This is a genomic window from Arthrobacter sp. 05L421, from assembly GCF_056397785.1.
Window position 1 is genome coordinate 17569 of sequence record NZ_JBFTOC010000007.1, and the last position, 12216, is coordinate 29784.

General features: G+C 68.5%; 11 protein-coding genes. 10 read left to right on the forward strand and 1 reads right to left on the reverse strand.

What is annotated here, in order from left to right:
• Positions 1 to 154: 154 nt before the first annotated feature.
• Both AC1DKQ_RS10165 and nadE read left to right on the forward strand, forming a co-directional pair.
• Positions 155 to 1180: a LacI family DNA-binding transcriptional regulator gene (locus AC1DKQ_RS10165; protein ID WP_476886233.1), complete on the forward strand. Its 1026-nt coding sequence runs from the start codon at positions 155 to 157 to the stop codon at positions 1178 to 1180.
• A gap of 275 nt (positions 1181 to 1455) precedes the next feature.
• Positions 1456 to 2277, forward strand: a complete 822-nt coding sequence (gene nadE / locus AC1DKQ_RS10170; protein WP_476918916.1) for an ammonia-dependent NAD(+) synthetase — start codon at positions 1456 to 1458, stop codon at positions 2275 to 2277.
• Between the two features lie 151 nt (positions 2278 to 2428).
• On the opposite strand, the gene AC1DKQ_RS10175 is transcribed toward nadE, so the two are convergent.
• A complete protein-coding gene (locus AC1DKQ_RS10175) occupies positions 2429 to 3199 on the reverse strand; it encodes an IclR family transcriptional regulator (protein ID WP_476918917.1) in 771 nt (256 codons plus the stop codon).
• A gap of 235 nt (positions 3200 to 3434) precedes the next feature.
• Between AC1DKQ_RS10175 and AC1DKQ_RS10180 the strand changes: the two genes are divergently transcribed.
• From AC1DKQ_RS10180 to AC1DKQ_RS10215, 8 genes are all read left to right on the forward strand, one after another.
• Complete coding sequence (locus AC1DKQ_RS10180) at positions 3435 to 4181, forward strand: CoA transferase subunit A (protein ID WP_476886230.1); 747 nt, start codon at positions 3435 to 3437, stop codon at positions 4179 to 4181.
• Positions 4182 to 4226: 45 nt separating this feature from the next.
• Positions 4227 to 4934: a CoA transferase subunit B gene (locus AC1DKQ_RS10185; protein ID WP_476918918.1), complete on the forward strand. Its 708-nt coding sequence runs from the start codon at positions 4227 to 4229 to the stop codon at positions 4932 to 4934.
• On the forward strand, positions 4931 to 6127 hold the full coding sequence (locus tag AC1DKQ_RS10190; protein ID WP_476918919.1) for an acetyl-CoA acetyltransferase: 1197 nt from the start codon (positions 4931 to 4933) through the stop codon (positions 6125 to 6127). The genes AC1DKQ_RS10185 and AC1DKQ_RS10190 overlap by 4 nt, the downstream gene beginning before the upstream one ends.
• 149 nt (positions 6128 to 6276) lie before the next feature.
• On the forward strand, positions 6277 to 7332 hold the full coding sequence (locus AC1DKQ_RS10195) for a zinc-dependent alcohol dehydrogenase family protein (RefSeq protein WP_476918920.1): 1056 nt from the start codon (positions 6277 to 6279) through the stop codon (positions 7330 to 7332).
• A gap of 81 nt (positions 7333 to 7413) precedes the next feature.
• Complete coding sequence (locus tag AC1DKQ_RS10200; protein ID WP_476884095.1) at positions 7414 to 7770, forward strand: hypothetical protein; 357 nt, start codon at positions 7414 to 7416, stop codon at positions 7768 to 7770.
• A 132-nt stretch (positions 7771 to 7902) separates the two neighbouring features.
• Positions 7903 to 10737, forward strand: a complete 2835-nt coding sequence (locus AC1DKQ_RS10205) for a PEP/pyruvate-binding domain-containing protein (protein ID WP_476884096.1) — start codon at positions 7903 to 7905, stop codon at positions 10735 to 10737.
• A 26-nt stretch (positions 10738 to 10763) separates the two neighbouring features.
• The gene (locus AC1DKQ_RS10210; RefSeq protein WP_476884097.1) at positions 10764 to 11717 is read left to right on the forward strand and encodes an alpha/beta fold hydrolase; all 954 of its coding nucleotides are present in this window, start codon (positions 10764 to 10766) and stop codon (positions 11715 to 11717) included.
• A gap of 147 nt (positions 11718 to 11864) precedes the next feature.
• A complete protein-coding gene (locus tag AC1DKQ_RS10215) occupies positions 11865 to 12068 on the forward strand; it encodes a cold-shock protein (RefSeq protein WP_013599688.1) in 204 nt (67 codons plus the stop codon).
• The last annotated feature ends 148 nt before the right edge of the window (positions 12069 to 12216 follow it).

Sequence of the window (12216 nt, forward strand, 5' to 3'; positions counted from 1 at the left end):
CCCAGTCTAGCTAGTGCCACAGTCAAATGACAACCGATTGCCAAACTTTGACAATCTGTGGCATTCTTTGCTGACCGGGTCTGTGGCGGCAATCACAGGGCCGCCATCCGACCCGGCCGACACGGCCCGGCCACCACGTTCAGAGAGGAGCGCCGTGGCGACGACGCGACCAGCAGCAGTGGACCGCCCGGCCACCATCCATGACATCGCCGCTCTCTGCGGGGTGGCGGCGTCCACTGTTTCCCGGGCGCTCTCCACGCCGGACCGAGTCAATGTCAGGACGCGGCAGCGGATCGAGGCAGCCGCAGCCCAGCTGCACTACACCCCCAACAGCCAGGCGAAGGCCCTGAGTTCCGGCCGCACGGGCGCAGTGGGAGTCCTGGTCCCGGATATCACCAACCCGTTCTACTTCGACCTCATCAGGGGCACCCAGCTCCAGCTCAAGGCGGCCGGATACACCCAGCTGCTGGTGGACACGGAAGAATCCGACGAGGTGGAGGCCAGCACCGTGGAGCAGTTGCGCAAGAGCGCCGACGGCATCATCGTTGCCGCATCCCGCCTCAGCGACGATGCACTGCTGGACGCGGCGGCGAAGATGCCCATGGTCACCATCAACCGTGACGTGCCCGGTGTTCCCGCGGTCCTGATCGACACGCCGTCCGCCACCAGCCAGGCGCTGGACCACCTGATCTCGCTGGGACACGCCCGCGTCGCCTACGTGGCCGGCCCGCCGACGTCGCAGTCCAGCGAACGGCGGTGGACTGCCTTGTCCGGGGCAGCCGAGGAGCGCGGCGTGGAAGTGCGCCGGCTGGGCCCCTTCGCCCCCAAGACGCAGTCCGGCGCGGCCGCCGCGGACGCCGCCGTACATAGTGGGGTCACCGCGTGCATCGCGTTCAACGACCTCATCGCCATCGGCATGCTCCAGCGCCTTCGCGAACGCGGCATCCGCGTCCCGGACGACATGAGCATTGTGGGCTGCGATGACATCTTCGGCGCCGACTTCTGCAACCCGCCCTTGACCACCATGGCCTCCCCGATCGAACAGGCCGGACGCGTGGCGGTCTCCATGCTGCTGGCCCAGCTGAACCCGCTCGGCTGGGGCGGCACCCGGAGCCGGTCCGTGATGCCCACCCACCTCACGGTCCGCGGCTCCACAGGACCGGCCCGGCACGAGCGCTAAGCCTGGCGTTCATGGGCCGCGCGGGTGTGCCGGGATGGCGCGCGACCGGTTTTCGCGGCGCATCCCGGTTTTCGCGACGGTTCCTGGCGCGCGCTGCGCACCCTGCCCTGCGCGACGGGTATCCGCGTAGCGACGGCCCAAATGCGCAGCGCCGGTCCAAAAGCGCAGCGCCGATCCGCCGTCGTAGCGCCATTCCCACGCCTATGCCTTCGTCGACCGGCAGGCCCGGCCGCAACAGTTGAGCGTTGTTGACAGCGCTGGCTAGGCTGTGAGGCATGCGTGAACTCCAGGCGAAGATCATCGAGGAAATGGGCGTTCAGCCCCGGATCGACCCCGCCGGGGAGGTGCGCAAGCGCGTGATGTTCCTGAAGGAATACCTCAAGGCGACCCATACCAGGGGCTTCGTCCTGGGCATCTCGGGCGGCCTGGACTCCTCCCTGGCCGGGCGGCTGGCCCAGCTGGCGGTCGAGGAGCTCGAGGCCGAGGGCGTCGAGGCGAATTTCGTCGCCGTGCGGCTGCCCTACGGAGTTCAGCACGACGAGGACGACGCCCAGGCGGCCCTGGACTTCATCCGCGCCAAGACCGAGTGGACGTTCAACATCTCGGCCGCCGTGGACGGCTTCGAGGACGAGTTCCAGAAGACGGTGGGCACGGACATCTCCGATTTCCACAAGGGCAACACCAAGGCGCGGACCCGGATGATTGCCCAGTACGCCCTGGCCGGCGAGCACAACTACCTGGTGATCGGCACGGACCACGGTGCTGAATCCGTCACCGGGTTCTTCACCAAGTTCGGCGACGGCGGCGCGGACATCCTGCCGCTGTTCGGCCTCAACAAGCGCCAGAACCGTGCGCTGCTCGCCGAGCTCGGCGCCCCCGCGCGGATCTGGGAAAAGATCCCGACGGCGGACCTCCTGGACGGCAAGCCCGGCCGCACCGACGAGGACGAACTCGGCCTGGGCTACGACACGATCGATGACTACCTCGAGGGCCGCGACGTGCCCGAGGCCGCGGCGGAACGGATCGAGGCGATGTACCTGCGGACCCGCCACAAACGCACAGTCCCGGTGACGATTTTCGATACGTGGTGGAAATAGCCAGCACTCCGCAGGCACTTTGAGCCCCCGAACAACCCGCATAGCCGCCAAGGTCCGGCGTGTCCGCGCCAATGTGCCCCGGACGGCAGCAGCTCGTGACCCACGACGCGTCGGGACGTCCGCTAAGCCCTAACGCCCGGAACCCCTAGCCTTAGCCCTGCAGCAGCAGCGAGATGCGGTGGGCCTCATCCATGAGCAGCCGGCCCAGCTGCGGGCGGCGCTCCTCCCTGAAGCGCGGCTCGATGCCGGTCAGGGACAGTGCCCAGGCGGGGCGGCCCCGCTGGTCGAAGACCGCCGCGCCCATCCCCCAGCTGCCTTCCAGGACCAGCCCCGGGTTGACCGAATAGCCGGCCTGCCGGGTGGCTTCGAGGTTTTCCCGGACACGCGCTTGGGTGTGACCGGCCGCAAAGGCGCCGGCGTGCGCTGCCCAGTTTGCGAGCATCTCTTCCTGCTCCTCTGCCGGCAGGAATGCCATGATGGCGGTGCCGGCGGAGGCCACGCCGAGCGGAAACCGCACGCCCTCATGCAGCACGAAGGAACGGACCGGGAAGCTGCCTTCCTCCCGGAGAAGGCACACCGTTTCGTTGCCGCGGCGGATGGAAAAGAACGCGCTCTCGCCAGTCTCTTCGGCGAGGCGCCGGAGGCTCGGCCTCGCGATGTCCTCCAAGGGGAAACGCGCCGAGGCCACGGACCCCAGCAGCAGGATCTCAGGGCCCAGGACCCAGTTGCCGCTGCCCGGATCCTGGTCCAGCAACCCCTCGGCCGCCAGGGAGCTGAGCAGCCGGTGCACTGTGGGGCGCGTCAGGCCCGACTCGCGCACCAGCTCCACCAGCGGGGAGCCGTCCGGCTTCTGGCCCACAATCCTGAGGAGGGCCGCGACCCGGCTCACCACCTGGGCGCCCTGCACGGGGACGGAATTCATCTTTGTTCCTCGCGATTCCTCGGGTATTTCCACGTAAATTTCCACATTGTGGACACCCACCAGCTTACCGTCCACACTGTAAAATTGCACCCGTCTCAGCGTAAATCCGGCGTTGACAGTGCTCCACGCCACACCATAGGCTCCTTCTTCAGATGAACAGTCCACAAAGTGGATCGCTGCGTCGGGCTTCGAAGCCCGGCCCGCCGGTGACTCTAAGGCTCAATGAGGAGATGCAATGTCAAAGGTGAAATCCGGGGCAGCGGCTGCCCTGCAGGACGTATTGCGGGACGGCATGACGCTCGCCGTGGGCGGTTTTGGCCTCAGCGGGATCCCCGCCGACCTGATCGAGGCGGTGCGGGACTCCGGGGTGAAGGACCTGACGGTCGTCTCCAACAACATGGGCGTGGACGGCAAGGGCCTCGGCATACTGATCGAAGGCGGCCAGGTCCGCAAGGTCATTGCCTCCTACGTCGGGGAGAACAGGCTCTTCGCCGAGCAGTACCTCGCTGGCCAGCTCGAGGTGGAATTCACCCCGCAAGGCACCCTTGCCGAGCGGCTGCGCGCCGGCGGCGCCGGCATCCCGGCCTTCTACACGAAGACCGGTGTGGGCACCCTCGTCGCCGAAGGCAAGCCGCTGGCGGAGTTCGACGGCGAGACGTTCGTTCAGGAACGCGCCATCAAGGCCGACGTCGCGCTGGTCCACGCGCACACTGCCGACACCGACGGGAACCTGATCTACCGGTACACCGCCCAGAACTTCAATCCGGTGGTGGCTACGGCCGGCGCCGTGACGGTCGCCGAAGCCGAAGTGATCGTCGAGCCGGGCCAGCTGGACCCGAACCACATCATCACCCCCGGCGTGTTCGTCCAGCGCCTGGTCCAGGCCAGCGGCCGGGTCAAGGACATCGAACAGCGCACCGTCCGCCCCCGGGCCGAAGCGGAAGCAGATGCGGCGCACGCCGCATCCGCCGTCACCGTCTAATCCGGCCTGAGCGCCGCCCACCCACACGTTTTCAGGAGAATCACCATGGCTTGGACCCGAGATGAAATGGCCGCCATCGCGGCCGAAGAACTGAACGACGGCGACTACGTCAACCTCGGCATCGGCATCCCAACGCTGGTGGCCAACAACCTGCGCGACGGCGTCCGCGTTGTCCTGCAGAGCGAGAACGGCCTGCTTGGCATGGGCCCGTTCCCCTACGAGGGCGAGGAAGACGCCGACCTCATCAACGCCGGCAAGCAGACCGTCACAGTCCTGCCCGGCGGCAGCATCTTCGACTCCGCGGCCTCCTTCGGCATGATCCGCGGCGGCCACGTGAAGGTTGCCATCCTCGGCGCCATGCAGGTCTCCGGCGCCGGCGACCTCGCCAACTGGACCATCCCCGGCAAGATGGTCAAGGGCATGGGCGGCGCCATGGACCTCGTGGCCGGCACCCCGCGCGTCGTGGTCCTGACGGAGCACAACGCCAAGGACGGCACCGCCAAAATCGTCAGGGAATGCACGCTGCCGCTCACCGGGCTCAGCTGCGTGAACCGCATCATCAGCGATCTCGCGGTCTTCGACCTGATCAAGCCTGACCACGGAACAGGCCGGCAGCTGACGCTGACCCGGCTGGCCCCCGGCGTCACCGTGGAGGAGATTCGCGAAAAGACCGAGGCAGAGTTCGACGTCGCCCTGGAACCCAAGGGAACCGCACAGATCGAAGAAACCGTAGCGGAGGTGGCGGGAGCATGAGCCTCAAAGACCAGTTCGGCAAGGACGTCCTGCTCACCGGCTGGGGTCACAGCCGCTTCGGCAAGCTGGAGGACCAGACCCTGGAATCCCTGATTGTCCAGGTCGCCACCGAGGCGATCGGCAACGCCGGGATCGAGGCCGGCCAGATCGATGAAATCTACCTCGGTCAGTTCAACTCCGGGATGATGCCGCTGGCCTTCCCGTCGTCCCTGGCGCTGCAGGTCTCCGACCAGCTGGCCAACGTGCCGTCCACCCGGGTCGAAAACGCGTGCGCCTCCGGATCGGCCGCTTTCCAGCAGGGCACCAAATCCCTGCTGGCCGGCACCGCGAAGACCGTCCTGGTGATCGGCGCCGAGAAGATGACGCACGCCGGGGCCGACGTCGTGGGCGCGGCCCTGCTCGGCGCGGACTACGACATGGCCGGCAAGGCCTCCACCACAGGGTTCACCGGGCTCTTCGCGGAGGTCGCGAAGCACTACGGGAAGCGCTACGGGGACGGCAACGGAAGACTCGGCGACGTCCTGGGCACCATCGCGGCGAAGAACCACCGCAACGGCGTCGACAACCCCTACGCCCAGCTCCGCAAAGACCTCGGCGAGGAGTTCTGCCGCACCGTCTCGGACAAGAACCCGATGGTGGCGGATCCGCTGCGCCGCACGGACTGCTCCCCCGTGTCCGACGGCGCCGCCGCCGTCGTCCTCAGCGTCGCTCCTACGGGTGGGGCCACCGCCCCGGTACGGCTCGCCGGCTTCGGCCAGGCGAATGATTTCTTCCCGGCCGAGCGCCGGGACCCGACCGAATTCGCCGCCACGCGGGCTTCCTGGCAGCGGGCCCTGGGGATGGCCGGCGTCGGGCTGGAGGACCTGGACTTCGCCGAGGTCCACGACTGCTTCACCATCGCCGAACTGCTCATGTACGAGGCGATGGGACTGACCGAACGCGGCCAGGGCGCCCGTGCGCTCGAGGAAGGCTGGGTCTTCAAGGACGGCAAGCTGCCGGTAAACGTTTCCGGCGGGCTCAAGGCCAAGGGCCACCCCGTCGGCGCCACCGGCGTCTCCCAGCACGTCATCGCCGCCATGCAGCTCACCGGCACGGCCGGAGCCATGCAGCTGGCCAACCCGCGCCGGGCCGCGGTGCAGAACATGGGCGGCGTGGGCATCGCGAACTATGTCAGCGTGCTCGAAGCCGTCTAAAAAGCAACGCGGGGTCAGATACGGCCGGTGGCGGGTGCCTCCATGGGCCGTATCTGACCCCGCGTTGCTTCTCACGGCTCGAAACGGCCAATGGCGCCGGGGAGACTAAACTCAATCCAAGCCCACCCATCACCATGCGAGGAGCCCCCATGCGCGCCACCATCATCCACGGCCCCGGCGACATCCGAGTCGAAGACCGCGACTACCCGACAATCCAGCTGCCCACCGACGTCGTCGTGAAGGTCACCGCCTCCTGCGTCTGCGGCTCGGATCTGTGGCCCTACCGCGGGGTCAAGCCCACCCACAAGCCGTCCGCGATCGGCCACGAGTTCATCGGGACGGTGGAAAGCATCGGCGAGGACATCAGGGACCTGGCCGTGGGCGACCTCGTGATCGCCCCCTTCGTGGTCAGCTGCGGCAAGTGCCCCCAGTGCCTCAACGGCGTCACCGTCGCGTGCGACCACCTCGCCGGCTGGGGCGGCAAGGATGACACCGGCCACGGGATCGACGGCGGCCAGGGCCAGGCTGTCCGCGTGCCGCTCGCCGAGTCCACGCTGGTCAAGGTCCCGGGCGTCACCGATCCCGACGACGCCCTCCGCGCCAGCCTGCTCACGCTCTCCGACGTCATGGCCACCGGCCACCACGCGGCCCTCGCCGCCAAGGCCGGCCCCGGCCGGACTGTCGTCGTCGTCGGCGACGGCGCCGTCGGCCTCTGCGGCGTGCTGGCCGCCAAGCGCCTCGGCGCGGAGCGGATCATCGCCATGTCACGGCACGCCGACCGGCAGGCGATCGCCCGCGAATTCGGGGCCACCGATATCGTGGCCGAGCGCGGGGACGACGGCGTCGCCAAGGTCCGCGAACTGCTCGGCGGCGTCCTGGCCGACTCCGTGCTGGAGTGCGTGGGGACCAAGGAATCCATGGAGCAGGCGCTGCACAGCGTCCGCCCGGGCGGCGCCCTCGGCTTTGTGGGCGTCCCCACCGGCGGGGCCGAAGCCCCGCTGCGCTTCCTGTTCGACACCAACATCTCGATCGGCGGCGGCATGGCCCCGGCCCGGACGTACATCCCGGAACTGCTGGCCGACGTGCTGGACGGCACCATCAATCCGGGCCGCGTGTTCGACTCGGTCATGCCCCTTGAGGAGGCGCCCGAGGCCTACCGCGCCATGGACGAAAGGCGCGCCATCAAGGTCCTGCTGACCCCGTAGCCGGACTCCCGACGGCAGCGGCGCCGGATGCCGCGCAACTGCTTGCCGCCGCCCTTGCACGGGCAAGGGCGAAGGTCTAGCGTGAAGCGCATCAGCATCCGCCGCCGTCGAGGAGCCGTCATGGCCAGGTTTGTGCAGATCATCGAATTCCAGACCTCCCGCATCGAGGAGATCGAACAACTCGGCCGCCCGTCAAGGACCGAGGGGTCCACGGCCCCGACCTTCCGCCGCATCATGGCCGCCGCCGACCGCGACCGCCCCGGCACCTACCTCACGATCGTTGAATTCGACTCCTACGAGTCGGGCATGGAGAACTCCAACCGGCCCGAGACCTCCGAATTCGCCGCGAAGATGGCCGCCCTCTGCGACGGTCCTCCGGTCTTCCGCAACCTGGATCTCATGTGGGAGGACACCGGCGAGGCCGACGCCGGCCAGTAGGCCGGCAGCCGCTCTCGTCAGAGGGACTACCGAAGGGACCGCACCGGGCCCAGGACCGGCAACCGGCCATGGCGTGAAGCCATGGCGTGAATACGCGACTTGGATACGCGGACAGGACGTGGGAGCAGGGAAATGGGTTCTGCAGAGGGCAGGGCGCCGGAAAGCTTCGTTGCGGATCAAGGGCTCGTCATAGATCTCAGCGCGCTGGGCTCCGCTCCCCTGCAACTCGTGGGCGGCAAAGCCGTAAACCTCGGCAAGCTCACCGCGGCCGGGTTCCCGGTGCCGCGCGGCTTCTGCCTCACCACCGCCGCCTATCGGAAGGCCGCCCCGGCCGAACTGGACGCACTGGCGGCCAGCCTGGACGCCGCGCAGCCCGCATCCTTGAACGGCGGAGAACCGGGCGGCGGCCCGCCAGGCCACGACGAGCCAGTCCACGGCTTGAACCACCCCGAACCTGACTTGGGCGAACTGGCGAGGCAGGCGCGGGAAATGATCGTAACCGCGCCGATTCCCACCGACGTTGATGCCGCCCTCCGCGCCGCCTATGCCACGCTCGGCAGCGCCGCCGCCGTGGCGGTCAGGTCCTCCGCCACCGCCGAGGACCTGCCCTTCGCCAGCTTCGCCGGACAGCAGGATTCCTTCCTCAACATTTCCGGAGCCGATGCCGTGGTGGAGTCGGCCCGGCGCTGCTGGGCCTCACTCTGGACCGAACGGGCCGTGGCCTACCGCTGCGCCAACGCAATCAGCCACCGCGACGCCGGACTCGCCGTCGTCGTCCAGGACCTTGTCTCCGCCACAACCGCCGGCGTGCTGTTCACCGCCAATCCCGTGACGGGCACCCGGAGCGAAACGGTCATCGATGCGAGCGCCGGGCCCGGCCAGGCGGTGGTCTCCGGCAGCGTGAACCCTGATCATTTCGTGGTTGAAACGGCCACGGGACGCATCCTGCTCCGCTCGCCGGTAGGGACCGCGGCCAGGCGACGGCCGAGCCTGAACGACGCGCGGATCCGCGAACTCACGGCGCTGGGCGATACCGTCCAGCGGCTGTTCGGTGCACCTCAGGATGTGGAATGGGTGATCGACGCCGCGGGCAAAATCTGGGTCACCCAGTCCAGGCCCATCACCACGCTGTATCCCCTGCCGGACCCGGCCGCCGCCGAACCCCTTGGCGCGGAGTCGGGGCCCGCCGCTGAGCCCCGCGTGTACCTGTGCGGCACCTTGCTTCAGGGCCTGACCAGGCCATTGACTCCCATGGGGCTCTCCGTGCTGGGCTCAATGCGGAACCGCAACGGGCCCTGGGCGTACGTCAACCCCGGCCTGCGCATGTACGTGGATGTGACGGCCATGGTGCGCAACAGGTACGGCCGCCGCTACTTGCTGCGGATGCTCCCGCTGGCAGACGGGAGGTCCGGCGCGGTTTTCCCGGCGCTCCTGGCTGATCCGCGGTTCAGCGTGCGCCTACGGCCGCCCCGGCGGAAACGACCCGGCGCAGCCATCCGGCGGGTCCGGCAGAAACCGGAGCCCGGCAGCCCCGCAGCGCACAGCACCGCAGGGCGCAGTCCCAACACTCTGGCCGGCCTGGGCCTGACGGTCCGGCTGGTTCCGTCCCTGCTGCGGGCCGCGGTGCGGCCGGCCGCCGAACTGCGCCGCGCCTTCGATTACGGAAGGCGCCTCGAAGCCGAGCTTGTCCTGTCGGAGCCGGTCACCGCCTTCGGCCGGCTCGATCACGCCCAGCGGATCCTGGACCGCACGGTGGACGGTCTGATCCTGGCGACGCTGCCCGGACCGTCCGTCGGTTACCTCATGCTGGCCTGGGCCCGCAGGCTGTTGCGCGGCATCGCGGAACCGAGGGAACTCGAGGCAGTGTTGCGGGGGCTGCCCAACAACGTCACCACCGAGATGGACCTTGAGCTCTGGCATCTGGCCGTCACGATCCGCGCGAATGACGCGTCCCGTGAAGCGTTCCTGGCCCACGGCCCGAAGGAACTGGCCGCCCTGTACGCGGCCGGATCCCTGCCCGCAGTGGCGCAGACCGGCCTGCGTGTGTTCCTGGACCGGTACGGCCACCGCGCCGTGGCGGAGATAGACCTTGGCATGCCGCGGTGGGCGGAGAAACCGGACCATATCCTCGGCATGATCTCGAACTACCTTCACGTGGAGGACCCCGAGCAGGCCCCCGACCGGCAGTTCGCCCGCGCCGAGGAACACGCAGAGGCGAGGATCCGCAGCCTGGTGGAACGGACCAGGACCCGGAGCCAGCTCCGCGCCCGGCTGGTGGAGTTTTGCCTGCGCCGGACCCGGCAGCTATCGGGACTGCGCGAACTGCCCAAGTTCTATATCGTCCTCGCCCTCGCGGAGATGCGCCGGCAGTTGAACGCGATCAGCACCGAACTGGTCCGGACCGGTGCGATCGCCGCGGCGGCCGATGTGTACTTCCTGGAATTCGATGAGGTCCGCGTGGGTTTGCGCGGTGCCGACCTCAAGGGCATCGTCGCGGCCCGGCGCCGGCTCTACGACGTCGAAATGCGCAGGCGCCGGATTCCCCGGCTGCTGCTCTCCGACGGTACGGACGTGGAGGCTGCCGTGATGGCCAAGTCCCCCGCCTCCGGCGCCCTCGCCGGGACTCCGGCGTCGGCCGGTACCGCCACCGGAACGGTCCGGGTCATCCTGGATCCGGTCGGCGCCCACCTCGAACCCGGGGAAATCCTCGTGGCGCCTTCCACCGACCCCGGCTGGACACCGCTGTTCATGACCGCAGGCGCCCTCGTGATGGAGATGGGCGGCGTGATCTCGCACGGCGCGGTGGTGGCCCGCGAATACGGCATCCCGGCCGTGGTGGGCGTGCCGGATGCCACCACCCGGCTGCGGACGGGCCAGAGGGTGACCGTGGACGGGTCCGCCGGAACGGTCCGGCAGGTGGATGCCCCGCTCTCCCCCGCGAAGGCCGCCGGCAGCCTGGCCAGCTGAGCACACGAAAGGGCTATGTTAGGGCTATGGTGTCTGTTGGCCGCAAGGCACATGGCACCCCGTTTCCCGAGCCCGAGGGCTTCGGTTCGGGGCTGGTGGACGACGCCGCCCGCCGGGACTCCACGCTGCCCGACTTCGACTGGGCCGTTCTTCCCGAAGGCGTGGTGCGCGGTGACTTCGCGGCGCCCAGCGGCACCCTGGCGACCATCTCCACCGGAGATCCCGGGAAGCCTCGAGTCCTGCTCATCCCGGGCGCCACCGGCTCCAAGGAAGACTTCATCCTCATGCTGCCGGAGCTTGCCGCGGCCGGCTATTTCGTCCTCAGCTGCGACATCGCCGGGCAGTATGAATCCGCCCAGGCCGGGCCCGAAAACCTCGTTCCGCCCCGGCGCCGCTACGACTACGAGCTCTTCCGCGACGACCTCCTCGCCATGCTGGACGCCGAAGACGGCGCGGTGCACGTTGTGGGGTACTCCTTCGCGGCGATCGTTGCCCAACTGGCCTTCGCGCAACGGCCAGAGAAGTTCCGCAGCCTGACCTTGATCAGTTGCCCGCCCGAGCCGGGGCAGAGTTTCCGCGGCCTGCGCCTCGCCGGCTGGTTCAGTGGCTGGGTCAACAACAGGGTGGGCACCGCAGTGATGATTTGGGGTATCCGCAGGAATGTTGCCCGTGTGGCGCCCAAACGGCTGCGGTTCGTGAGGAGCCGGTTCGCGTTCACGCGCCGCTCCTCGGTCATTGACATCATCGGCCTCATGAAGCACACACCGGATCTGCGGCGGGTCCTGGCCGCCGCGACGCTGCCAAAGCTTGTCGCCGTCGGCGAAAAAGACCTCTGGCCGCTGGCGCTGCACCGCCATTTCGCGCAGTCGATCAATGCACGGATTGCCGTCTACCGCGGCGGCCACAGCCCGTCCGAGACCTCGCCGTACCAGATAAGCCGGGACCTGATTGCGCTCTTCGACGCCTCCGTCTCGGCGTGACTGAAGCCACCTGCCGAGACGAAGACCCGCACTAGACCCTTGCACCGCGGCCCGTGGCACCGTACGTTGGGGACAGCGGACGAATGTCTCCGCAGCCGTTGGCCCCAGGGCCGCCGGAGATCAGCAGCATTTCAGAAGGATAAAGGCATGGCTACAGGCACAGTTAAATGGTTCAACGCCGAAAAGGGTTTTGGCTTCATTGCCCCGGATGACGGGTCGGCCGACGTTTTCGCCCACTACTCGGCAATCGCCAGCAGCGGCTACCGCTCGCTGGACGAGAACCAGAAGGTCGAATTCGACGTCACGCAGGGCCCGAAGGGCCCGCAGGCTGAGAACATCCGCCCGCTCTAAGTACTCAGGAAAAAGCCCCGGCCGCCCGGCCGGGACACTTTCCCCGAAGACCACAACGCCCCTCCGGAGGATTCCTCCGGAGGGGCGTTTGTGTTTGCCGGGCGGCTCACGGGCACCGCTGCCGGGCGCCCTGCTGCAGAGTCCCCGG

What these genes read in the sequence shown, in the direction of transcription:
- AC1DKQ_RS10215 (WP_013599688.1), top strand. Translation starts at nt 11,865, where the DNA reads ATGGCTACAGGCACAGTTAAATGGTTCAACGCCGAAAAGGGTTTTGGC.
- AC1DKQ_RS10180 (WP_476886230.1), top strand. Translation starts at nt 3,435, where the DNA reads ATGTCAAAGGTGAAATCCGGGGCAGCGGCTGCCCTGCAGGACGTATTG.
- AC1DKQ_RS10195 (WP_476918920.1), top strand. Translation starts at nt 6,277, where the DNA reads ATGCGCGCCACCATCATCCACGGCCCCGGCGACATCCGAGTCGAAGAC.
- AC1DKQ_RS10190 (WP_476918919.1), top strand. Translation starts at nt 4,931, where the DNA reads ATGAGCCTCAAAGACCAGTTCGGCAAGGACGTCCTGCTCACCGGCTGG.
- nadE (WP_476918916.1), top strand. Translation starts at nt 1,456, where the DNA reads ATGCGTGAACTCCAGGCGAAGATCATCGAGGAAATGGGCGTTCAGCCC.
- AC1DKQ_RS10210 (WP_476884097.1), top strand. Translation starts at nt 10,764, where the DNA reads ATGGTGTCTGTTGGCCGCAAGGCACATGGCACCCCGTTTCCCGAGCCC.
- AC1DKQ_RS10185 (WP_476918918.1), top strand. Translation starts at nt 4,227, where the DNA reads ATGGCTTGGACCCGAGATGAAATGGCCGCCATCGCGGCCGAAGAACTG.
- AC1DKQ_RS10205 (WP_476884096.1), top strand. Translation starts at nt 7,903, where the DNA reads ATGGGTTCTGCAGAGGGCAGGGCGCCGGAAAGCTTCGTTGCGGATCAA.
- AC1DKQ_RS10175 (WP_476918917.1), bottom strand. Translation starts at nt 3,199, where the DNA reads ATGAATTCCGTCCCCGTGCAGGGCGCCCAGGTGGTGAGCCGGGTCGCG.